This window comes from Streptomyces sp. NPDC005774 (genome assembly GCF_042871645.1).
In the GTDB taxonomy this organism is placed as follows: Bacteria; Actinomycetota; Actinomycetes; order Streptomycetales; family Streptomycetaceae; genus Streptomyces; species Streptomyces pratens.
Genome location: NZ_JBIAIV010000015.1, coordinates 1 through 21,610 on the forward strand (window position 1 = coordinate 1; position 21,610 = coordinate 21,610).

The 21,610-nt window shown below is 69.5% G+C and carries 17 protein-coding genes and 1 pseudogene; 12 read left to right on the forward strand and 6 right to left on the reverse strand.

The genetic code is table 11. The annotated features are described in order from the left end of the window. Nucleotides 1-338: pseudogene (locus tag ACFYQA_RS16035) on the forward strand (hypothetical protein); the annotation flags it as partial. On the opposite strand, the gene ACFYQA_RS16040 reads toward ACFYQA_RS16035, so the two are convergent. After that, nucleotides 335-505 carry a hypothetical protein gene (locus ACFYQA_RS16040; RefSeq protein WP_388917267.1) on the reverse strand — a complete coding sequence of 57 codons (171 nt, stop codon included), beginning with the start codon at nucleotides 503-505 and terminating at the stop codon, nucleotides 335-337. The pseudogene ACFYQA_RS16035 and the gene ACFYQA_RS16040 sit on opposite strands and share 4 nt — an antisense overlap. A 289-nt stretch (nucleotides 506-794) precedes the next feature. On the opposite strand from ACFYQA_RS16040, the gene ACFYQA_RS16045 reads away from it, so the two are divergent. The 7 genes from ACFYQA_RS16045 (at nucleotide 795) to ACFYQA_RS16075 (ending at nucleotide 9,658) form a co-directional block, all read left to right on the forward strand. Then, nucleotides 795-1,307, forward strand: coding sequence for an SRPBCC family protein (locus tag ACFYQA_RS16045; protein WP_388917270.1), 513 nt, complete (start codon nucleotides 795-797; stop codon nucleotides 1,305-1,307). Nucleotides 1,308-1,426: 119 nt separating this feature from the next. Then, on the forward strand, nucleotides 1,427-3,754 hold the full coding sequence (locus ACFYQA_RS16050; RefSeq protein ID WP_388917273.1) for an FdhF/YdeP family oxidoreductase: 2,328 nt from the start codon (nucleotides 1,427-1,429) through the stop codon (nucleotides 3,752-3,754). 48 nt (nucleotides 3,755-3,802) lie between these two features. Further along, a complete protein-coding gene (locus tag ACFYQA_RS16055) occupies nucleotides 3,803-4,543 on the forward strand; it encodes a DUF6193 family natural product biosynthesis protein (protein WP_388917276.1) in 741 nt (246 codons plus the stop codon). A 2,154-nt stretch (nucleotides 4,544-6,697) separates the two neighbouring features. Beyond that, nucleotides 6,698-6,901 (forward strand): cold-shock protein, encoded by a 204-nt coding sequence (locus ACFYQA_RS16060; RefSeq protein WP_388917279.1) that lies wholly within the window; start codon nucleotides 6,698-6,700, stop codon nucleotides 6,899-6,901. 326 nt (nucleotides 6,902-7,227) lie between these two features. Then, a complete protein-coding gene (locus ACFYQA_RS16065; protein ID WP_388917282.1) occupies nucleotides 7,228-8,031 on the forward strand; it encodes an alpha/beta fold hydrolase in 804 nt (267 codons plus the stop codon). Continuing rightward, nucleotides 8,031-9,308, forward strand: coding sequence for a PP2C family protein-serine/threonine phosphatase (locus ACFYQA_RS16070; RefSeq protein ID WP_388917285.1), 1,278 nt, complete (start codon nucleotides 8,031-8,033; stop codon nucleotides 9,306-9,308). The genes ACFYQA_RS16065 and ACFYQA_RS16070 overlap by 1 nt, the downstream gene beginning before the upstream one ends. Beyond that, complete coding sequence (locus ACFYQA_RS16075) at nucleotides 9,305-9,658, forward strand: STAS domain-containing protein (protein WP_388917288.1); 354 nt, start codon at nucleotides 9,305-9,307, stop codon at nucleotides 9,656-9,658. The genes ACFYQA_RS16070 and ACFYQA_RS16075 overlap by 4 nt, the downstream gene beginning before the upstream one ends. A 181-nt stretch (nucleotides 9,659-9,839) precedes the next feature. Here ACFYQA_RS16075 and ACFYQA_RS16080 read toward each other — a convergent pair whose 3' ends face one another. Together ACFYQA_RS16080 and ACFYQA_RS16085 are read right to left on the reverse strand one after the other, a co-directional pair. Next, nucleotides 9,840-10,907 carry a cytochrome c oxidase assembly protein gene (locus ACFYQA_RS16080; RefSeq protein ID WP_388917291.1) on the reverse strand — a complete coding sequence of 356 codons (1,068 nt, stop codon included), beginning with the start codon at nucleotides 10,905-10,907 and terminating at the stop codon, nucleotides 9,840-9,842. After that, nucleotides 10,904-11,395 carry a DUF2243 domain-containing protein gene (locus ACFYQA_RS16085; RefSeq protein ID WP_388917294.1) on the reverse strand — a complete coding sequence of 164 codons (492 nt, stop codon included), beginning with the start codon at nucleotides 11,393-11,395 and terminating at the stop codon, nucleotides 10,904-10,906. The genes ACFYQA_RS16080 and ACFYQA_RS16085 overlap by 4 nt, the downstream gene beginning before the upstream one ends. Before the next feature lie 264 nt (nucleotides 11,396-11,659). Between ACFYQA_RS16085 and ACFYQA_RS16090 the strand changes: the two genes are divergently transcribed. Further along, nucleotides 11,660-12,160, forward strand: a complete 501-nt coding sequence (locus tag ACFYQA_RS16090) for a metallophosphoesterase family protein (RefSeq protein WP_388917296.1) — start codon at nucleotides 11,660-11,662, stop codon at nucleotides 12,158-12,160. Nucleotides 12,161-12,203: 43 nt separating this feature from the next. On the opposite strand, the gene ACFYQA_RS16095 is transcribed toward ACFYQA_RS16090, so the two are convergent. Then, nucleotides 12,204-13,046 carry an MBL fold metallo-hydrolase gene (locus ACFYQA_RS16095; RefSeq protein WP_388917299.1) on the reverse strand — a complete coding sequence of 281 codons (843 nt, stop codon included), beginning with the start codon at nucleotides 13,044-13,046 and terminating at the stop codon, nucleotides 12,204-12,206. Between the two features lie 139 nt (nucleotides 13,047-13,185). Beyond that, nucleotides 13,186-14,076 (reverse strand): SDR family oxidoreductase, encoded by an 891-nt coding sequence (locus tag ACFYQA_RS16100; RefSeq protein WP_388917302.1) that lies wholly within the window; start codon nucleotides 14,074-14,076, stop codon nucleotides 13,186-13,188. Nucleotides 14,077-14,294: 218 nt separating this feature from the next. On the opposite strand from ACFYQA_RS16100, the gene ACFYQA_RS16105 reads away from it, so the two are divergent. The 3 genes from ACFYQA_RS16105 (at nucleotide 14,295) to ACFYQA_RS16115 (ending at nucleotide 18,762) form a co-directional block, all read left to right on the forward strand. Further along, nucleotides 14,295-14,750 carry an SRPBCC family protein gene (locus ACFYQA_RS16105; protein ID WP_388917305.1) on the forward strand — a complete coding sequence of 152 codons (456 nt, stop codon included), beginning with the start codon at nucleotides 14,295-14,297 and terminating at the stop codon, nucleotides 14,748-14,750. Nucleotides 14,751-14,854: 104 nt separating this feature from the next. Then, the gene (locus tag ACFYQA_RS16110; RefSeq protein WP_388917308.1) at nucleotides 14,855-16,519 is read left to right on the forward strand and encodes a phytoene desaturase family protein; all 1,665 of its coding nucleotides are present in this window, start codon (nucleotides 14,855-14,857) and stop codon (nucleotides 16,517-16,519) included. An 875-nt stretch (nucleotides 16,520-17,394) separates the two neighbouring features. Beyond that, the gene (locus ACFYQA_RS16115) at nucleotides 17,395-18,762 is read left to right on the forward strand and encodes an MATE family efflux transporter (protein ID WP_388917310.1); all 1,368 of its coding nucleotides are present in this window, start codon (nucleotides 17,395-17,397) and stop codon (nucleotides 18,760-18,762) included. 1,291 nt (nucleotides 18,763-20,053) lie between these two features. On the opposite strand, the gene ACFYQA_RS16120 is transcribed toward ACFYQA_RS16115, so the two are convergent. After that, entirely contained in the window at nucleotides 20,054-21,559 is a 1,506-nt protein-coding gene (locus ACFYQA_RS16120; protein WP_388917312.1) for an FAD-dependent monooxygenase, read from the reverse strand. Nucleotides 21,560-21,610: the final 51 nt, after the last annotated feature.

The window sequence follows — 21,610 nt, forward strand, 5'->3', positions numbered from 1 at the left end:
TTGTTGGAAGCGTCAGAACTCCCATCATCCCAGGTCAGCGGGCACCTCTTCTGATTTCTCCGTCCACAGCCCGACCGCTACGCGGTGGATCGAGGCTGAGGGGGGACCGCTGCAGCAATGCAGCGGTCCTACCCGACGAGCGGTGGTTCGGCTTTCTGGCCGACCAGATGATCCGCCGCGGCGCGCACAAGAACGTGCAGGCGCTCGAAGCCGACATCCGCGCGTGGGTCAAGGACTGGAGCGAGGACCCCAGGCCGTTCATCTGGACGAAGACAGCCGAGGAGATCCTCGAATCCCTCGCCCGCTTCTGCCGACGGATCTCTGGCGCAGGACACTAGTCCCGCTCTCCCTCCGCTTGCGAGGGAGTGGTCCGGTCAGGCTCCGTGAGCTGTTCCTCCTCGTCCCGTTCTCCCTCGGCCTGGGAGGGAGTGGTCCAGTCAGGCTCCATGAACCGTTCCTCCTCGTCCCGCTCTCCCTCCGCCTGTGAGGGGGTGGTCTCGCTCATCACATCGCCTTCTTTCCGGTTTGCGGTTTCCGGTTTTCGCGGGCCGGGTCGTGGCCGGGGAACCGGAAGCCGCCGCCACGGGCTTTCGAGTTCCCCGGGTCCCCGGGGAAAGCGTGCGTCAACCATCCGCGGGTGCCCCGTAGTGGCCAGTGCCGTGCGGCACCAGCCGACGGAGGTGCCGCCGAACCCGCTCCGGGGACGACATCGCCCGGATTGAGAGCGTTCGAGGAGGGCACTCGATCGCGCGGGTGTACGGCCCCCTGACCCGTGGTGGAGAGGAGAGGCGCCCATGAGCGTCATCGAAGGCGCTGTCGACGTCGACGTCCCGGTCCGTATGGCCTACAACCAGTGGACCCAGTTCGAGTGCTTTCCCCGGTTCATGCGCGGCGTGCGCCGGGTGGACCGGTCGCGATCCTCCATGACGCACTGGGTGACCAGGTTCGGCGGCGTGACCCGCGAGTTCGACGCGGAGATCACCGAACAGCGCCCCGACGACCGGGTGGTGTGGCGCACGGTGGGGACGCCCCGCCTGACCGGTGAGGTGAGCTTCCGGGCGCTGGGGGAGACCCGTTGCCGCGTCGCCTTCCGTATCGATTTCACTCCGCGCGGTGCCGCCGAGCGGGCCGGGGACGCCCTGGGGCTGGTCCGCCGGCAGGTGCGGGAGGACTTCTGGCGCTTCAAAAAGTACATCGAGGGCCAGGGCCGGGAGAGCGGACAGTGGCGGGGAACGATCAGTGGCGGCCATGTGAAACCGGACTCCGACCGTCTGCCGCCGCGAGTGCCGAACTGGCCGACCGGCTGAGAGCCGGCCGTGACACCATATTCCATAAGGTGATATTCCGTAGATAGCCATAATTTGCCCCCTTCCATGCTCGGTGGGGAGCGGAGCAGGCGAGTGGAACAGAGCGGAAGGCTGACGTGGTGCGAGAGTCATCGAACGGCGATCCGGGCGGCGAGCAGGCGAAGGTCACTCCGCCGAAGACATGGGCGGCCGGTGTCCCGGCGGTGGCCCACGCGGTGCGGTACTCCCTCGCCGAGACTTCGGCCCGACGTACGGCACTGAACCTGCTCGACATCAACCAGACCAAGGGCTTCGACTGCCCGGGCTGCGCCTGGCCGGACCCCGCGCCGGGCCAACGCCACACGAACGAGTACTGCGAGAACGGCGCCAAACACGCCAACGACGACGCCACCACGCGACGCATCACCCCCGAGTTCTTCCGGCGGCATTCGGTCTCCGAACTGGCACGCAGCTCGGACCGGTGGCTGAACCAGCAGGGGCGGCTCACCCAGCCCATGGTGAAGCGGCCGGGCGCGGATCACTACGAGCCGATCAGCTGGCACGACGCCCTGGGGCTGATCGCCGACGAACTGCGGGCCATGGACTCGCCCGACGAGGCGATCTTCTACACCTCCGGCCGGGCCGGCAACGAGACGGCCTTCGTCCTCCAGCTCTTCGCCCGGGCCCTGGGGACCAACAACCTGCCCGACTGCTCCAACATGTGCCACGAGTCGAGCGGCGCGGCGCTGCACGAGACGCTGGGCACCGGCAAGGGCAACGTGAGCCTGCTGGACATCCACCACGCCGATCTCGTGCTCACCCTGGGGCAGAACCCGGGCAGCAACCACCCCCGCATGCTCTCCGCGCTGGAGGAGACCAAGCGCGGAGGCGGGCAGATCGTCGCCGTCAACCCGCTCCCCGAAGCGGGCCTCATGCGCTTCAAGAACCCGCAGAAACCAAGCGGGATCGTCGGCCGGGGCACCAACATCGCCGACCAGTTCCTCCAGATCCGGCTCGGCGGCGATCTCGCCCTCTTCCAGGCTCTGAACCTGCTCCTGCTGGAGGCCGAGGACGCCGCGCCGGGGACGGTGCTGGACCGGGAGTTCATCGACCACCACACCAGTGGGTTCGAGGAATTCGCCGACCACATCCGCACCACCGTCTCCTGGCCGGACGTCCTGGCGGCCACCGGCCTGGCCCGCCGCCAGATCGAGGAACTGCGGGACCGGGTCCTGGCCAGCGAGCGGATCATCGTCTGCTGGGCGATGGGACTCACCCAGCACAAGCACGCCGTGCCCACCATCCGTGAACTGGTGAACTTCCAGCTCCTGCGGGGGAACATCGGCAGGCCCGGAGCCGGCGTCTGCCCCGTACGCGGACACAGCAACGTCCAGGGGGACCGGACCATGGGCATCTGGGAGCGGATGCCCCAGGAATTCCTGGACGCCCTCGAACGCGAGTTCTCCTTCACTCCGCCCGCCCGGCACGGCCTGGACACGGTGAACTCCGTCCGGGCCATGCTCGAAGGCCGGGCCAGGGTCTTCCTCGGCCTCGCGGGCAACTTCGTACGGGCCGCCCCCGACAGCGACCTGACCGAGAAGGCGATGCGTCGCTGCCGCCTCACCGCGCACATCTCCACCAAGCTGAACCGCTCCCACGCCGTCTGCGGCGACACCGCGCTGATCCTGCCGACCCTCGGCCGCAGCGAGAGGGACTGCCAGAACGGCGAGGAGCAGTTCATCACCGTCGAGGACTCCATGAGCCAGGTGCACGCCTCGTCCGGACGCCTGGAGCCGGCCTCCAGCCACCTGCTCAGCGAGGTCGCGATCCTCAGCAGGCTGGCCCGCCGGACACTGGCCGACAAGGTGCCCGTGCCCTGGGAGGACTTCGAGGCGGACTACGGCACCATCCGGGACCGCATCGCGCGGGTCGTCCCCGGCTTCGAGAACTTCAACAGCAGGGTGCGCAAGCCGGGCGGCTTCGGCCTGCCGAACCCGGTGAACGAGGGTGTCTTCCCCACCCCCGGCGGCAAGGCGCTGTTCACCCTCAACGGCTTCGATTCGCTGCGCGCCCCCGACGGGCATCTCCTCCTGCAGACGCTGCGCTCCCACGATCAGTGGAACACGGTGCCCTACACCACCAACGACCGGTACCGGGGCATCCACGGCTCGCGTCGCATCGTGCTCGTCCACCCCGCCGACCTGCGTGCCCTCGGATTCGAGGACGGCTCCCAGGTGGACGTGGTCAGTGTCTGGGAGGACGGCACCGAACGCCGTGCAGAGGACTTCCGGCTCGTCTCCTATCCCACGACCGCCGGCTGCGCCGCCGCCTACTACCCGGAGGCCAACGTCCTGGTGCCGCTGGACAGCGTGGCCGACACCAGCAACACGCCGACGTACAAAGGCATCGTCGTACGCCTGGAGCCACGCTCGGGCGACCGCGCATCCGGGGCCGTGGAGCGCCCCTGACGACACCGGTGAGCGGCGTCGACAACGGCAGGTCGATGATCGGGAGCCGTGCCCATACCTCCCGATCCAGCCGTCCTGTATCCCGACATCGCGATCCATGGCAGCCTCGGCGCGGCGCTGCGGGCCGTGACAGAGGACCGTCTGACCTCTGTCCCGATGGCGAGCTCGGAATCCGAGCCACTGACCTTCGCCTCGATCGACTGCACCCTGCCGTACCGCAACCCATTGCGGATCGACGCCCGGCTCCACGAGCGGCGATGGTCGATCAGGGGCACCGACTCGTTCCAGGACCTGGAACTCCTCGACGGCAGGACGGATGATCTGGCGCAGGTCGCCGCAGCCGCACGGGCATGGCGCGACGGGGAAGCACTCGGCGACATCCGACGAGCCGCCCCGTTCGTGCACCTGAGCGGCCGCTTCGAGGTGCCGGACCTCGACCCCGCCCGCTTGACGGAAAGCGAGTGGCACCACCTGCGCACGGAGGCAAGCGAGCTGGAGTACCCCTGGGGACCCGCCTACCAGGCATTGGTCGAAGCAGCCCACGCCGAACCGGCACTGCGCCGGCTCTATCCCTTTACCAGCCACTGGGCCCTGCGTTTTTCCACCACAACTCGCCCGGGTATTACTGTCGTGGGACCGATACTGACCGCCCACGGTGTCGACCGGTACACAGTCTCCATGGCCATGGCAAGCGGGGACGGCTTCCAGTTCAGCACGGCACGTGAGGCGGTGGCGGCGGCCGTGCGCCAACTGGCTTCCGATCTTGCCCCGGTCGCCCTCGGCGGTTGACACAGGACCCGACTGCGGGGGCGGAATTCGGGCCGAGCCGCGAGGGCCCTGCTCGCCTTGTTCAGGCGGGTGAGGCATTCCTGCACGTCAGCGGGCTGAGCGGTGAGCGCTTCGGTTGTCGACGTTGCTCGGCTTGTGCAAATCACCAACGCCCAGCGCGCCGACGCCCGCCAGTTTCTCGGTGCTGCGGTTGAGAAGCGACCTACGACGCAGAACCGACCGCCTTCGTGATCTGCACGCGCATCCGGGCCGACGGGACGATGGCGTCCCGCTGTGTGGCGCAGGGGATCTCCGCGGCCCCGACACCGCGGGGCCGGAGACGGGTGCCCTGCGGAAAAGCGTGAGCAGTCGGCGGACATGTGTCATGTAAGCGCTCAAACGAGCGGCATCGGGACAGTGGTGGCCAAAGTGCTCACGCTTTTGGGGCGGTGTGTCGCCCCCGGGGCGTGGGCGAGTGTCCCGGGGGGCGACACGCGGCGAGGCCGCCCTCCCCCGGAGCGGTCACGGAGGACCGCCCGCACGAGCAGCCGGCCGCCCCCGGCAAGGCCCGGTACACCGCCTTGCCGGGTCGCTCGATCTCCCTCCCGCCGAGCGGCGCGACCGGCCCCGACCCGCGACGCCATCTTCAGATTCCTTACACCACACAGCGGGACGCCACGACGGGACGCACACCCCCATCCGCTTCGACCATGCCCGCAAGACCCGCAGGGCCTCACTGTCCCGCCCCTACGGACAGGCCGGAGGGAGCGGCGGCGGGTGGCCGTCGGGTGCAGGGCCGCCGATTCCGACCTTGGGCCCCATCGGGGCAGCGGCCAAGCCTTGGGAGGCCACCCGTCGCGGGTCGGCAGCGGTGCCGCCGCTTGCTCCATCAGTGGTCGAGGTCGACTCCCTCTCCAGCCGACGCGCGAAAACCTGTGATCGTCAGGGTAGACATTGGGCGGTGGTGTGGTTATGGTTTCTCTCGTAGCCGAGATCGAGCAAGGCCCGGCAGAGATGAACTGCCGGGCAGCGGTACACGCAGTTGCAGTACGTAGTGCGCAGGACGGTGCGGTGGTGGAGTTTCGAAGCCAGAGCGGTTGCAGGGCGGCGACGGGGCTGACGACCGGACCGGGTGGCCCGCAGTGATCAGGGGCCGCCGCCGGCAGGACCGCGGTTGACGCGGTGGCAGTACCGGTAAGTGCAGTTCGCGGTACCCCGCAGTGAAGTCAGTGAGCAGTACCTCGGTGAAGGCGTCGGCTGCGGGCGCGCGCACCGGGAGGTTCGGCAGTGGGGTTCCAAGCCGGAGCAGGCGCAGGACGGGCGACGGGGCTGGCTGTCGAAGAGTGGCGCTTCGCGAGGCCACCAGTAGTTCGCATCACCGGTAGTACGCAAGAGAGCAGTACCAGCAGTAGGCAAGTGATTGATCACCGAGGGAAGAACGGAGGAGCCAGGCGCCATCAGGATCGCCCGGGCGGATGTCTGAGCCCGGGTACCGCAGGACATCGATAGTGAGGTGGTCTCCGGTCGAGCAACCGCGATCCCCGCACCCCCGACAGCATCTCGGTCGGGTCTGCGGACACAGAAGGCCGGCGCAGTACCAGGGTCGGCAGATGGTATAGCAGTTCCTTCGGGGCCCTGGTGCCAATGGCACCAGGGCCCCTCCACGCGTTCCGCGGGGAGGGGCGGTGGCGGCACGCGACTCGTACGGCCGTCTCGATGACGACGGCCACCCCACCCGCACCATGGACCGGACCACCGGACCACCGGACCACCGGACCACCGGACCACCGGCGTCCTGGGGCGGTGCACCCGGGTTCCGGCGGATCGGCACGGCGGCGCCGACGTGTTCGTGAACGGTGACCGCTCTGCCCGCATCTTTGCGCTCCGGGTGGATTAATAGCTACGACCGCGAGGTGAGAGTTCAACGCGCCGCGTCGGGAGTGTTCTTACCCCACCAGACAGAATGGAATTACATATCACACGCCGGCCACTATGGCGTGCTACTGTCGATATCAGTTGCAGTCTTGGTTCCCATACTTCAAGCGCCTCCAGCGGCACTTTCAGCCGGGGAGCATTTTTGTATTTCCGGTCGTTCCGGGAGGGGCATCATCGCGGCGACCCGGTATCCGCATATTACGGGTCCCGGCGTGCTTACTGCCCCAAAGGAGATATGACATGGCGTCTGGCACCGTGAAATGGTTCAACGCGGCAAAGGGGTTCGGCTTCATCGAGCAGGAGGACGGCGGCGCCGACGTGTTCGCCCACTTCTCGAACATCGCCGCCCAGGGCTTCCGCGAACTGCTCGAAGGCCAGAAGGTCACCTTCGACATCGCGCCGAGCCAGAAGGGCCTGACGGCCGAGAACATCGTTCCGGCCTGACGCCGACGCCCACTCTGCGGCGGGGGTCCGCACCTCTCGGGGTACGGGCACCCGCTGCGGGCATTTCCCGTAGTGGGCTCACACGCGGGGCCGCCATTGCCCGCATCCGTACCTGATTCACTACAGGTCGGATTTTCTTTCCCATTCCGTTCGGCTCTTTCCGGTGATCCTCGCACCGCTTTCGCGTGACGGGAATTCCTTGATACGGGCCGCATCGAGGAAGGTTCTGAATGAACCCCGCACCTACGGAAGGTCACTCCTCCCACAGCCGGACCAGCGGCCCCGCTTTCGGCTCGCTCGCCCCGAGTGGTGGGAAAACGGTGGGCATGGATATCCGTCGCAGGAACAACATCACCGTCACCGGCCGTGTGGACGGGCCGGTGCTCCTGCTGGCGCACGGGTTCGGCTGTGACCAGAACATGTGGCGCCTGGTGGTCCCCCTGCTGGCCGAGGAATTCCGGTTGGTGCTCTTCGACTACGTGGGCTCCGGCCGCTCGGACCCTTCGGCCTGGAGCGAACAGCGCTACAGCTCTTTGGAGGGTTACGCCTCGGACGTGCTGGATGTCTGCGAGGAACTGGACCTGCGGGATGTGATCTTTGTGGGGCATTCGGTCAGTGCCATGGTCGGGGTCCTCGCAGCGGCCGAGGCACCCCAGCGGTTCTCCCGCCTGGTGATGGTGGCGCCGTCGCCCTGCTACATCGACGAGGACGGGTACCGGGGCGGGTTCAGCGCGGACGACATCGGTGAGCTGCTGGAGTCGCTGGAGTCGAACTACCTGGGCTGGTCGGCGGCGATGGCCCCGATGATCATGGGGAACGCGGACCGGCCCGAACTCGGCCAGGAGCTGACCACCTCGTTCTGCGCGACCGACCCGGACATGGCCCGGGTCTTCGCCCGCACGACGTTCCTGTCCGACAGCCGCGAAGACCTCAAGACGGTCACGGTGCCGACGCTGGTGCTGGAGTGCGAGAAGGACGTGATCGCCCCCCGCGAGGTCGGTGCCTACGTCAACGACGCGATCCCGGACAGCCGCCTGGTCACCTTGGATGCGACGGGGCACTGCCCGCAACTGAGCGCACCGCAGGCCACCGCGGTGGCGATCACCGACTTCATAAAAGCGGTCCGCTGATGGGCCGCGGCGGCCAACGTCCGGACGGGGAGCAGGACATGGAAGCCACCAATGTGGCCTTCGCCGTCCTGCTGGAGGACAGCGCGGAGGAGCTGTACGACCAGGCGCCCTGCGGCTATCTGTCGACGCTGATGGACGGCACCATCGCGAAGATCAACGCCACCCTTCTGGAGTGGCTGGGCCTTTCACGGCAGCAGGTGGTGGGACGGATGCGGTTCACCGATCTGCTCACCGTGGGCGGCAAGCTCTACCACGAGACGCACTTTGCCCCGCTGTTGCAGATGAACGGCGAGGTCGGCGGCATCGCCCTGGACATCAAAGCCACCGACGGGCAGCGGATGCCGGTGCTCGTCACCTCGAAGGTGAAGAGCAGCGACGACTGCGAACCGATGCTCATCCGCACCACGATCTTCGACGCCCGAGACCGCCGCGCCTACGAGACCGAGCTGCTGCGCGGACGCCGGGAAGCCGAAGAAGCGCGCCGGCAGGCCGAGGTCGACCGCAAACGACTCCAAGAGGCCCTCGCCGTCCTCCAGCAGAGCCTGCTGCCCGCCGAGCTCCCCACGGTTCCGGGACTGGAAACCGGCTCCCACTACCACACCGCCTCTCCGGATCTCCTCGGCGGAGACTTCTACGACCTGTTCCCCCTCGGCGCGGACCGGTGGGCGTTCTTCCTCGGCGACGTGTGCGGCAAAGGCCCCCAGGCCGCCGCAGTCACCTCGCTGGCCCGCTACACGCTGCGGGCGGCAGCCCTGCACGACCCGGACCCCGTCACCGTGCTGACCACCCTGAACACCGTGCTGCACGAGCGGTACACCGGCAGCGACCCCCGGTACTGCACCGCCGTCTTCGGCGTCCTGCACCCGGGCAGCGACCACGTCGGCGTGCACTTGGCCTCCGGCGGCCACCCCTCCGCACTGATCCAGCGCGCCGACGGCACCGCGCATTACCTGCCCACTCCCGACGGCATGCTCATCGGCGCCCTGCCCCAGGCCCAGTTCACCCCCGCCCGCACCAGGCTGTCCCCCGGCGACACCCTGCTGCTCTACACCGACGGCCTGACCGAAGCCCGCACCGGGCCCCAGCGTGAGCTCTACGGTGAGGACGCCCTGCGCGCCTTCACCTCCGAACAGCCCGCCACGGGACCCCAGGCCCTCATCACCGCTCTGACCGGGCTCCTCGCCGGCTTCGGCGACGGACTCGACGACGACACAGCGCTGCTCGCCCTCGGCGTGCCCGCCCCGCTCCCCACCCTCACGAGTGAAGACCTGACATGAGCCCGCTGACGATCACTGCCCGAGACGCAGCCACCGGTCCCGTACTGGAGATCACCGGTGACCTCGACCACACGACGGCACCCGAACTCCGTCAGGCCGTGAACCGTCTCACCCTGGCCGGTGGGCAACTGCTGGTCCTGGACCTGGCCGGCTTGGAATTCTGCGACTCCAGCGGCATCACCGCTTTACTGGCGGCACGCAACCTGGCTGTGGAACAGAGCGGCGACATGGCCTTGGCCGCAGTCCCCGCCAACACCGCCCGGATCCTGCGCATCGCCGGCCTGGACCGAGTCTTCACCCTCCACCCCGACACATCGACAGCCACCGAGTCCAGCTCCACATCCCGTTGATCATCAGGACCGCGCCACCGGACACCGGATCGAGCCCGCAGGAAGGGAGCGATCACCCTCTCGACGTGACGTGACGTGCCGATGACCTCGCACATGGAGTGCGTGGCGATTCCCGCGCCCACCGCGGAGGAGCTCTGCCCTGCGGTGGTGCGGCCAGGGTGTGTCGCTCGGGCCGTTTCCCTCAACGGGGTCGATGAGCAGTGTCCGCCCCCGTGCTGCTCCGGAGCCGTTGCGACCCTTGCCGCGCGACTTCCGCGAAGCCGAAGGTGCCGCCGCTCGGGCGGCCGACCGCGGGCTGCGCGTCCGCCGTGAGTGCGCCGCTCCGTTCGGGCACGGCCTCCGGGCGGGCGGCGGCAGACGGTGCGGCGGCAGAGGGTGCGGCGGCAGGGGGTGCGGCTTCCAGTTCGGCCGGTGCCCCGGTCACCGCTCGTGGCCCGTGGGCCGAGTCCGCCCGGCGTCGGCGGTGCCTCTGGGCGCGGCCGGTCGCCTGGTACCAGGAGGCGGCCAGCACGACTCCGAGCGCGGCTTCCACCAGATCGCCGCCGTAGTACATGACCTGGACGCCGGTGTGCAGGTCGGCGGTGGCGAGGACGGTGCCGGGCGACGGAGACGCGTACAGGGTCTTGGCGAGCACGGCGTGCGCGGCGCCGGCGGCCAGCAGGGTTGTCCCGCACAAGGGCAGGCCCCAGCGGCGGCGCACCGGGTCGAGCCGGCAGACGGCGAAGGTGAAGAGCAGCCCGGCGGCCAGGACGTGCGCGTGCACCACGGCGTGCAGCGGGGGACGGTGCTGCATGGCCGAGAACAGTTCCGTGCGGTACAGCAGCCACAGCCCTCCGACATCGAGCAGAGCCGCCAGTGGTGGGAAGACCAGCCAACCGACGGGGCGGGAACGCGCGAGAGACAGCAGACCCCGCCGCGCCGGGCCGGGAGGCAGAACGCGCAGGGCCAGAGTGAGGGGGCGGGCCAGTACGAGCAGCAGAGGGGCCGCCATGCCCAGGATCAGGTGCTGGACCATGTGGGCGGTGAACGGCCCGCCCGGCCGTGGGCCCGCGGCCGCCCACGCCACACCGGCACTCCCGGCGGTGAAGGACGCCCCCCGCCACCAGGACCAGGTGTCCCCGCGACGCCACAGACGGCGCGTGGCCGTCCCATAGGCGACGGTCACCAGGAGCGCGACCACCACGGAGGCCAGTTCCCACAGGTCAGACGGGCCGGGGCCCGCGGCCGGATGGGCGTGCGCGAGGATCACGACGCCGACCCGGACCGCCCGAGGCGGGCGGCGCGGACACCGAGCACCAGGCCGGTCAGGAGCAGAACCAGACCGCCGAGGTTCCAGGCCCAGTCGTACGGGGCGAGGTCCACGCCGTAGCGGATCTGGTGCAGGCGCAGCAACTTGTGGTCGACGATCCCGTCGAACAACTGAAAGAGCCCCAGCCCCAGGAAGAAGCCGGCCCACGAGTGGACCGGGGCCAGAGCGCCGCGGCGGCGAAGATCCGCGTAGAGGAAGAACCCGGCGACCAGCGCCAGCAGCTCACCGGTGTGCAGCAACCCGTCCGACAGGAGACCCACGCCGGTGGTGGAGCGGTCGTAGAAGTGGTGCCACCCCAGGATCTGGTGGAAAACGATCTCGTCGACCGCGGCCATCACCGCCGCCCCGATCACACCGCACACCACCATCGACCTGCGTGGCTCAGGCCCTGCCCGGCGGACGGGGGGCCGGTGGACCGATGCGTTCATGGGGGCTGCCTTCCCGATACGGACTCCACCTGCCGACCCGTACGCCTACCCACTCGCAGGGCGGCGAGGCGGCCGACCGCGGCATCCGGGTGAGCCGCCCGGCAACCGGACGGCGCCCCGTCCGGCCGGAGACTTCAGGGGGACGGGACGGGGTACTCGGCGGGGCGTGATCAAGCACGCACCGCGGCAGGGACCGGCCGCGAACGACCGCCCGGCACCGCAGGCGCTCCCGCGCCGCGTCGGGGGAGGAGGACGGTGTCACCCGTGAGGCTGCTACTGGTCTCCGATACGCATGTGCCGCTACGCGCCAAGCAGCTGCCCTCCGAACTGCTGGACGAGGTGGAGCGAGCCAACGTCGTGGTGCACGCGGGGGACTGGGTCGACGCCCCCACGCTCGACCTGCTGGAGGCACGGGCACGGCGGCTGATCGGTGTGTTCGGCAACAACGACGGTCCCGAGCTGCGCGAGCGGCTGCCCGAGGTGGCCCGAGCGGAGCTGGGAGGCCTGCGGTTCGGCGTCGTTCACGAGACGGGCCCGGCACGGGGGCGGGAAGCCCGCTGCGCCCAGCGGTTTCCCGACCTGGACATCCTGGTCTTCGGTCACAGCCACATCCCCTGGGACACCAGTGCGCCGGGCGGCCCGCGCCTGCTGAACCCGGGGTCGCCGACGGACCGCAGGCGGCAGCCGTACTGCACGTACATGACGCTCGCCGTGACGGACGGCGTGCCGGGCGAGGTCACCCTGCACCGGCTGCCGAGGCGCTGACCGGCGGTCCGCCCGCCACGCGGCAGAAGCCGGTGGAAGCCGGTCAGGTGACGTTCACCGTCGGGCCGTCCGGCGTGATGGTCGCCACCCGGCCCCGGTCGCAGTGGACGACTCGCTCACCGAGGCCGCGACGGTCCATCTCCTCGAGAAACGCGCTCAGCGGCGACTTCATCACCGTGTAGTCGTCATAGTGCACGGGAAGCACGAACCGCGGACCGAGACGCCGGCTGAGTTCCGCTCCTTGCCTGCCGTCCATGGTGACCACGAAACCCCCCGGCAGCCGAGTGCCGCCCAGGTGCAGAACCGCGAGGTCCGTGTCCGGGTAGCGCCTGCCGATCTCCTCCACTCCGTCGAAGAAGAGCGTGTCCCCCGACACGTACACGCGCAGGCGCACCGGCCCGCCCACCGGGCCGAACTCCAGCATGCTCCCCATGACCGGCGGCAGGAGACCGCGCAGAGGCCCGACGGCGTGGCGTCCGGGCAGCGCGGTCAGGCGAACCTGGTGGTCTTCCTTGGCGAGGGTGTGGTGCTGCCACTCCCGCAGACCCCTGACGTGGGGGAAACCCTGAAAGACCCGGAGACGTCGCGCCGCGTGCGGGGTGGTGAGGATGGGCAGGGCCCGGTCGAGGTTTCTGCGGGCCACCCGGTCCCAGTGGTCCCCGTGCAGATGGGAGAGAACAACGGCGTCCAGGTCGGCGGGAAGCTGGTCCACGGTGACGGCCGGCTCCTTCAGCCGCTTCGTCAGCAGTCCGTACCCCAGATGCGCGTGCTGCCCGCGGTGCAGGAAGTTCGGGTCGGTGAGCAGGTTCAGGGATCCGTACCGTACGAGCAGGGTCGCGTTGCCGATGAACTGGACGTGCACCGCCGAGTCGACCGATGACAGCATCGTGACTCCTTCCCTGTCCGGCGCGCCCCCGCAGCACGCGCTCCGCGTCACAGGCAACCTCTTCCCGAGGCGCCACCTCCGTCAGGCAGGCGCTGGGGCTCTGCCTGACGGACGCTCGCGAGGACGGCCGTCGGGTGGGCTACGGAAGAGGGGTGCCGCCGGTGGCGTTGACGATCTCGGCGGTGATGTAACTCGCCTGGGGCGAGGCGAGGAAGACGTAGCAGGGGGCCATTTCCGCGGGCTGGGCGGGCCGGCCCAGAGGGGACTGCTTACCGAACTCGGCCGTGTCGGGCAGGGTCGCGGGAATCAACGGCGTCCAGACCGGGCCGGGTGCCACCGCGTTGACCCGGATACCGTCCTGCGCCACCATCTGCGCGAGGCCCTGGGTGAAGGTGACGATCGCGCCCTTGGTCATGGCGTAGTCCAGCAGATGCGGGCTCGGCTTGTACGCCTGGACCGAAGCCGAGTTGATGATGCATCCGCCTTTGGGCATGAAGGGCAGCGCCATTTTGGACAGCCAGAACATGCCGTAGAGATTCGTGCGGACCACACGGTCGAACTGGTCCGTGGAGATGGCGCTGATTCCGTCGGGCTGGGACATCTGGTAGGCGGCGTTGTTGACGAGGATGTCGATGCGCTCGAACTCGGAGACCGCTCGTTCGACGAGTTCCCGGCATTGCGTTTCTTCGCGGATGTCGCAGGCGACCGCTACGGCCTTTCGCCCCGCTTCCTCGATCAGCCGCACCGTCTCGCGGGCGTCCTCCTCCTCCGATTCCAGATGGCTGAACAGCACGTCGGCGCCCTCGCGGGCGTAGGCGAGCGCGACAGCCCGCCCGATGCCGGAGTCCCCGCCCGTCACCAGGGCCTTGCGGTCGGTGAGGAGACCGTGCCCCCGGTAGGACTTCTCGCCGTGGTCCGGCGGCGGGTCCATGGGGCCCGTCCAGCCCGGAACCGACTGCTCCTGCTGGGGGAATTCCGGCTGGGGGTGCTTGGTCACGGGGTCGTGGGAGCCCTGTTCGCCGTTCGTCATCTTCCGCCTCCTGCGTCAGTAGAGGAGAACTTTCCTGTTCCCGGAACGGAGCGACCGAATCCAGGTGGTCTTCCCACGTGGGCCATGGGGAAAGGGCGGTACCTGGCGCGATGTCCGGCGGGCGGCGGATCCCTCGGATGCCTGCGAGAGTGAACGAATGAGGCCGGAGGGGCCGGGTACCGGAAGGCCTGGTGCGTCCGACGAGAGCTGGAGGACCGATGGCTGTACGACACCGATTGGTCAAACGTTCCGTAGAGGACGTCTGGGCGGTTCTCGCGGACAGTACGCGTTACGGCGACTGGGTGGTGGGCACATCGGATTCGCGGCCCGGAGAGGGCGTATGGCCGCAGGTCGGCTCCAGCATCACGTACAAGATCCGGCTGGGACGGTGGTCGGTGGCGGGAAGCACCGTCGTCCGGCGTTGTGAGGCGCCGCACGTGTTGGAACTGGAGGCCGATGGCGGGCGGCTCGGCACCGCACGAATCGCCGTCGAGGTTCGGCAGTGGGGCGAGAACGCGTTGGTGACCATGGACGAACACCCCCTGCGTGGACCGGCCGGGAAGCTCCACAACACAGCCGTGGACGCGCTGATCCAGCTGCGCCACCGCATGATGCTCGCCCGTTTGGCCGACACGGTGGAGAAGACCCCGAAACACGCGCACGAACCGGCCTGACAACGGGCCGGCCCCTGCCCGAGGGGCCGGGGAGCCCTGGGGGCCGGGGGAGCCCTGGGGGCCCGGCAGAGCGACGGGCCCGTCGAGAACGCCAGGAGGCGACGATGCCGGACGCGGTGGTCATCGGTGCGGGACCCAATGGTCTCGTCGCCGCGAACAAGCTCGTCGACGCGGGATGGAGCGTGGAGGTTCTGGAGGCCCAGCCGGAACCCGGCGGCGCGGTCCGCAGCGATCGCGGCGTCCACCCCGACTACGTGAGCGACGTCTTCAGCGCTTTCTACCCCCTTGCCGCCGCCTCCCCGGTACTCCGGGAGCTGGAGCTGGGGAAGGAAGGGCTCGCCTGGAGTCATGCCCCGCGCGTCCTGGCGCACCCGTTGCCGGACGGCCGGTGCGCCGTCCTCGCACGCTCGGCCGCCGACACGGCGGCGGGCCTGGACACGTTCGTGGCGGGCGACGGGGCCGCCTGGCTCGACCTGTGCAGCACGTGGGAGCGCCTGAGCCCGGACGTCCTGCGTGCTCTCTTCACCCCCTTCCCCCCGGTCCGGGCCTCTCTCCGGCTCGCCGCCGGGCTCCGGGCGGCCGGGGGTCTTCGCCTGGCACGGACCCTGCTGCTGCCCGTCCGTCGCCTGGGGGAGGAGTCGTTCCGCGGCGAGGCGGGACGGCTGCTGCTCGCCGGCAGCGCGCTGCACGCGGATCTCGGCCCCGAAGCGGTGGGCAGCGGGGGCTTCGGATGGCTGATGTGCATGCTCGGACAGGCCTACGGCTTTCCCGTGCCGGTGGGAGGAGCAGGGGCGCTCACGGCGGCCCTGGTGCGCCGGCTGGAGCGGCGCGGCGGTGCGGTCCGCTGCGGGGAGCGCGTGACCGAGATCGTCGTACGCGGCGGGCGGGCCGTCGGCGTACGCACCGCGGGGGGCGAGTCCGTACCGGCGCGTCGTGCCGTACTCGCCGACGTGTCCGCACCGGCCCTGTACGGCGAACTGGTCGACGCACAGCACCTCCCCGGCCGGCTGCTGAAGGACCTGGGCCGGTTCCAGTGGGACTCCGGGACCTTCAAGGTCGACTGGGCGCTGAACGGCCCCGTGCCCTGGACGGCAGGGCAGGCGGCCTCGGCGGGAACGGTCCACCTGGCCGACGGCGTCGACGGTCTCACCCGCTTCGCCGCCCAGCTCGCGACGGGCCGGGTGCCCGACCGGCCCTTCATCCTCTTCGGGCAGATGTCCACCACGGACGCCACCCGCTCACCGGCCGGCACCGAATCGGCCTGGGCCTACACCCACGTCCCGCAACGGATCAAAGGCGACGCGGGCGAGGACGGGCTGACCGGGCTCTGGGACCGGCGGGAGGAGGAAGCCATGGCCGACCGCATGGAGAACGAAGTCGAACGCTGGGCGCCGGGATTCCGCTCCCGCGTCACGGCCCGGCGTATTCTCTCGCCGCGCACACTCGAGTCCATGGACGCCAACCTGCACGAGGGCGCGATCAACGGCGGAACGGCGTCCCTGCACCAGCAACTGCTGTTCCGGCCGACGCCCGGCACCGGACGCCCCGAGACGCCGGTGAAGGGCCTGTACCTCGCCTCGGCCTCCGCACACCCCGGCGGCGGAGTGCACGGCGCCCCCGGCGCCAACGCGGCCCGTGCCGCGCTGAGCGGCCTCGGCCGCCTGCGCTCGGCCGACGCGCCGTGGAACACCCGTGCGGGACGGAACACCGGGGAGCAGCCACCGCGCAGGCGCAGCAGCGGTACGGGTGCTCCCGGCGGAGTGGGGTAAGCCGCCCGGCCCTTCGACCTGCCGCGTCGGCATGCGAGACGCCTGGTTGAGGACTCCGGCAGCCACACCGAGTGGCTTCGGGCAGGCAACATCCAGCACATGACGTATGTCGTCCAGCCCTTGCCCGGAAGCTGAGCCGGCCGCATCTGCCAGGTGGAGACATCTCCAGAGGGCCGGTCGAGTGCAGGCCCTCCTCACCGGGCGGCCGTGCTCGGTAGGTGTTTTGATCCCTGGCCGTGGGGTGGGTACGGCTGGATGATCTGGGTTGTGGGGGCTGACAAGACGGCTCGGCGGTACTGCCGAAAGTGCGGTGATCCGCTGCCGCGGACAAGGGCGGCGGAGGCGGTGTTCTGCTCGGGTCGGTGCAGGTCACGGCGGTGGCGGAGGCTTCAGCAGACCCGGCGGAGAGTCATCGCGATGCAGTAGGGCGAGCAGGCGGAGTGCCCGGTGTGCGGGCGGTCGTGGACGGCGGGGGTGGAGCGGTCGAGGGCGGCGGTGTACTGCTCGGACCGCTGCCGGGTGAAGGCATGCCGTCAGCGGCGGGCGTCACGGAACGGCGTCACGGAACGGCGTTACGGAACGGCGTTACGGAAACGCCGTAGCCGAACGCCTCGCGGTCACCTCGCACGCCCCTGGTCTTGCAGGGAAGTCGGGAGCGGTTGCCTGGTGCTTCGAGCGCCCCCGGTTCACGCCCTGCCCCGGCGTGTCGCGCCCGCGTCACGGTGGACGGTGACCGGGGCCGGCGCCCCTTCTTACCGGTCACGTCATGGTGACCGGGCCGGGGGCCTGCCCGTGATGATCACGGTGACGCCCGCCCGCTGAGCCGGCAGGACCGAGTTCGCCACTTCCGCTGACCTGTCGGCTCCCGCAGTGTGATGATCGAACCCGTGATCAGCAAGGGGACTGGACCGGCCGGACGCAGTACGTGGTTCGGGATAGCGGCGGCAGCGCTCCCGCTGTACCTGACGATGATCGCCGCATCAGCCGGCGCTCTGGTAGACACCGCGCTGCTCGGCAACCACTCCACCGCTACGCTCGCGGCCTTCGCCGTCGCCATGGCCGTGTTCAGCCCCGCTACCGCCACGGTGGCGGGCGCGCTGCGCGGCGTGATGCCGTTTGTCACGCCGCGCAAGGGGGATCCTGACCGTCTCCTGTCCGTGGTGCGCAGCGGGATGTGGCTCGCGATCACCGTGGGTGCCATCGCCGCGGCGGCGGTTGCGTCAGTTCCTCTGATCGGCCAAGCGGCCGGGGTCCCCCGCATCGTTCTCGACCAGCTGGGGATCTTCCCCTTCCTGCTGGCCGGCAGCGTGCTCGCCATCGCGGTCAGCTCGTCAGCTACGTCCGTCCTGGTTGCGCTGGGCCACTCAAAGCTGGTGATGCAGGCCGGACTGCTCGGCACTGCCGCATCCGCCACGCTCTCCGTCCTCCTCGTGGGTGGTCCCGGCCCGCTGCCGGGTTACGGCCTGACCGGGGCAGGCGTCGCCATGCTCGCCTCCAGCATGATCAGCGCCTGCCTCAACCAGGTGGCCCTCCGCCGCTCTACCGTGCTGATCGGCCGCTCTCTATATCCAGGCCGGCCTAATGTGAAGCAGGTCTGGACATTGGGCGCCGTGGGGATTCCGCTGGCCGGCACGGTACTCGTCAAGTTCGCCGTCCTGGGCGTGTTGACCTTCGCGGCGGCCAGGATCGGGACCAACAGCGCCGCGGTGCACAGCGTCGGCATCTCCCTGGTCAACCTCATCTTCACAGCTGCGGTGGCGGTCGGTCAGGCCACCATCCCTCTGATCTCCGACTATGCGGAGAAGCACGACCGCGTGAGTATCCGCCGCAGCGTTCGGGCGGGAACGTGGCTGGCACTGGCCGTTGTGGGGTTCATCGCGGCAACGGTGATGGTCCTCAGTTCGTGGGTCGTTCCGCTGTTCACCCAGGATGCCGATGTGCGGCCGCAGATCACGGACCTTCTGCCGCTGGTGCTGGCCGTGGTCGTCACCGACGCGCTGCAGGCAGTCGTCGGTTTCGGCCTCATCGGTCTCAAGCGCACCGTGCCGAGTTTCGTGTCGACCTTCATCTGCTACGGAGTCCTGGCCGCTGTCGCCGCTCCGGTAGCCACAGCCGGAGGGCTTGCCGCCCTGTGGACGGCTCTCGCCCTTGCCAACCTCCTCCAGGCAGTGAGCAAGGCCTACTCCTTTTACCGACACAGCACATTCACCGAGAACCGCGAACACGTGCCAGCCGCCACGTGAGAGAGGCACCGGCCGGTGCTGCGCTCCGTCCTCGACAGCAGTCGATGACCCCGCGGCGACGAACGCGCGGCGCCTTCTGACTGAAGTACGAGGTAGCTCAGGCTATCTGGATGCGCTCAAGCCAGGTCACCACCTGCCAATGAGTTCTAACCCGGTGTCAAGTTCAAAAACACCTACTTCAGCTCTGGTGCAGGCGTTTCAGGGCCAGGGAGAGCCCGACGCCCTTCGCGTGGTGCTTGAGCTGTTTGTGGTCGGGGTCGCGGTCGGTCTCGATCGTGAATTTTTCCCTTCTCCCGGTAATATCTTTCGGCTTCGAAATCGAAAAGCAGCACATCGTCGGCGGTCATCGGCTGCTCGGACGTATTTTTGTCCCAGAATGTCAATGCTCCTTTGAAGAACACCTCCGTCTCCGAGGTCAACCTGACCACCAGGCCGCCCTCCACTGTGAGGCAGTACTCGTAGAACGCCCTCTGATCCTCGTCCGGCTGATTCCCGCGTCCGTGCTCCGACTTGTGCCAGGACCGGGACTGCAGTACCCAGAATTCGTCGGTCCCGGTCCGCGGCACGTCGACGGTGTAGGTCTCCTCCCGCGTGAACAACCCGAACGGCCCGCTCCTGACCTGGCGGACGCGCTCCGACCGTTCGACGACCTGCCGACTCCCGCGTGGTGCCCGGGTTTCCCGGGCCACCTTTTCCGCCTGTGGCTGTTGTGCCCGATGGAGTCTCGCACCCAGGACCCGCATCTGGACGGGCAACCGGTCGAGGCACTGCGCAACGACGGGGAACTGGCCTACCTGGAAGGGGGGTTCCTGAAGCAGCCGGCGTGACAGACCGAAGGAGGCGTGCATGTCGGCCGGAGCAGCAGCCGCGCGTCACTTGCCGCAGAGGCGCGCAACGCTCGGCGCAGGCACTGGATACCCGCTGCCGCGAGATTGATCATGGGCTTGGCCAGCGGATTCGGCCGTGCTCCGGCTATAGCTCGAACGCCGGCTGCCTGGAGGCCTCGAGCGCGGCGTGGTGGGCTTCGGCCCGGGTACGGGCTTGGTGGTCCTGGCCGTAGTGCAGGTGGCAGCCCTGGCACATCGCGCGGAGGTCGGGGAGGTGGTGGTAGCGGGTGCCCGGCGAGCCGCCGAGGAGCTTGGCGATGGAGGTGATTGAGCGGTCTGGGGCGGGCAGGAGATCGCGGGCGGCGCGGATGACTTCCTCGGTGGCAACGATGCGCGGGCGGGCGAGGGCGTGCGGAGGGGCCGCTGATCGCGTGAATGCAGTCGGGCCATGGTGGACACCCGGCTCAGGGCACCTTCGCAAGGTTGCCGGCGATTGCGGCCTCCAAGGTGATGCTGTGGGTGGGGGCTGAGCTGTCCGCTGCCCAGCAGACGTAGCCGTCGGGACGGATGAGCAAGGAAGCAGCACCCAGGTCGTCGGCGGACGTGGCGCGGACGAGGTCGACCCGTGCGGGGAGACGGAGGTCGGCCGGGACGGCTCCGGCCAGGTCGAGCAGGACGGCGTGCCCCGAGCCGAACAGCGTCGACAGCCGGGTGGAGCCGGCCTCGGTGACCAGATCGGCGTCCGGCATGCGTTGTCCGGTGAGCGGATGGTCGCCGGACAGCTCGTAGCGCAGCGACAGGCCGGACATCAGTCCTGCGAGGTGGCGGTTGGTGTCGGGCAGTCGCAGCAGGTCGATGAAGATGTCGCGCAGGGCGGCCACGTCCTCGCTCGGGTTCGGGTCTGCCAGGACCCGCTGTGCCGACGTGTGGTGCAGGACCTGGGCTCCGACCGGGTGCCGTTCGGCGTGGTAGGTGTCCAGGAGGCCGTCCGGGGCTCGGTCCTGGAGGGTCGAGGCCAGTTTCCAACCGAGGTTGAACGCGTCCTGGATGCCGAGGTTGAGGCCCTGGCCGCCCAGTGGGGGGTGGATGTGTGCGGCGTCGCCGGCGAACAGGACGCGGCCCGCACGGTAGTGCTCCAGCTGGCGAGTGGCGTCGCTGAACCGGGAGGAGTTCTCCACGGTGGCGAGGGTGGTCTCATCGCCGTACACGGCGTGCAGCGCGGTGGTGATCTCCTCGGGGGAGACGGTGTCGGGGCTGTCGGTGGCGGTGTCCGCCTTGTCCGTGCGCCCGAAGGTGAAGCGGTACCGGTCGCCGCCGAGGGGGACCAGCATGGCCCAGTAGCCGTCCGCCTGGCGCATCAGCGTGCTCATGTGTCCGATCTGCTGCGGCACCAGCGGCGACACGGTGGACAGGCGGACATCGGCCAGCACCGCCTGATGGGTCCCGGGCCTGCCGGGAAACGGCAGCCCGAGCAGTTTTCGCACGGTGCTGTGGCCGCCGTCGCACGCCACCAGGTAGCGCGCCCGCACCCGCAGACCCTCCGCCGTCACGACCACACCGTCGTCGTCCGACTCGACCCCCGAGACGGCGTTTCCGCGCAGAACCCGCGCGCCGACGGCGATCGCCCGCTCCTCGAACACGTCCTCGACCTCCCACTGGGCGATCGCGATCGGGAAAGGGTGCCTGGTCTGCCAGGGGGTGCAGTCCAAGGGCACGGGCAGGGCCGCGAAGTGCCCGCCGGCCGGCGCATGGGGCGTGGCCCGCTTCAGCAACGGCTCCAGCAGTCCGCGCGATTCCAGCAGCTCCGCGGTACGCGGCTGGATCCCGCCGCCCTTCACCTGCTCGATGCGCTGCGGCAGCTTCTCCAGCACCAGCGCCTCCACCCCGGCCAGGGCCAGCTCGTACGCCAGCATCAGTCCGGTCGGGCCGGCGCCCGAGACGACGACCTCGGTCTCGATCTCAGCCAGCATCCTCACTCCATCTCACTCGTCTCTCGCCTTGGTGGAAATATACACCGGGTG

Bases quoted from the DNA above. Each gene is read 5' to 3' on its own strand.
- ACFYQA_RS16060 (WP_388917279.1), top strand. From the start codon at position 6,698: ATGGCGTCTGGCACCGTGAAATGGTTCAACGCGGCAAAGGGGTTCGGC.
- ACFYQA_RS16115 (WP_388917310.1), top strand. From the start codon at position 17,395: ATGATCGAACCCGTGATCAGCAAGGGGACTGGACCGGCCGGACGCAGT.
- ACFYQA_RS16120 (WP_388917312.1), bottom strand. From the start codon at position 21,559: ATGCTGGCTGAGATCGAGACCGAGGTCGTCGTCTCGGGCGCCGGCCCG.
- ACFYQA_RS16105 (WP_388917305.1), top strand. From the start codon at position 14,295: ATGGCTGTACGACACCGATTGGTCAAACGTTCCGTAGAGGACGTCTGG.
- ACFYQA_RS16075 (WP_388917288.1), top strand. From the start codon at position 9,305: ATGAGCCCGCTGACGATCACTGCCCGAGACGCAGCCACCGGTCCCGTA.
- ACFYQA_RS16040 (WP_388917267.1), bottom strand. From the start codon at position 505: ATGAGCGAGACCACCCCCTCACAGGCGGAGGGAGAGCGGGACGAGGAG.
- ACFYQA_RS16100 (WP_388917302.1), bottom strand. From the start codon at position 14,076: ATGACGAACGGCGAACAGGGCTCCCACGACCCCGTGACCAAGCACCCC.
- ACFYQA_RS16045 (WP_388917270.1), top strand. From the start codon at position 795: ATGAGCGTCATCGAAGGCGCTGTCGACGTCGACGTCCCGGTCCGTATG.
- ACFYQA_RS16095 (WP_388917299.1), bottom strand. From the start codon at position 13,046: ATGCTGTCATCGGTCGACTCGGCGGTGCACGTCCAGTTCATCGGCAAC.
- ACFYQA_RS16085 (WP_388917294.1), bottom strand. From the start codon at position 11,395: ATGAACGCATCGGTCCACCGGCCCCCCGTCCGCCGGGCAGGGCCTGAG.
- ACFYQA_RS16110 (WP_388917308.1), top strand. From the start codon at position 14,855: ATGCCGGACGCGGTGGTCATCGGTGCGGGACCCAATGGTCTCGTCGCC.
- ACFYQA_RS16070 (WP_388917285.1), top strand. From the start codon at position 8,031: ATGGGCCGCGGCGGCCAACGTCCGGACGGGGAGCAGGACATGGAAGCC.
- ACFYQA_RS16065 (WP_388917282.1), top strand. From the start codon at position 7,228: ATGGATATCCGTCGCAGGAACAACATCACCGTCACCGGCCGTGTGGAC.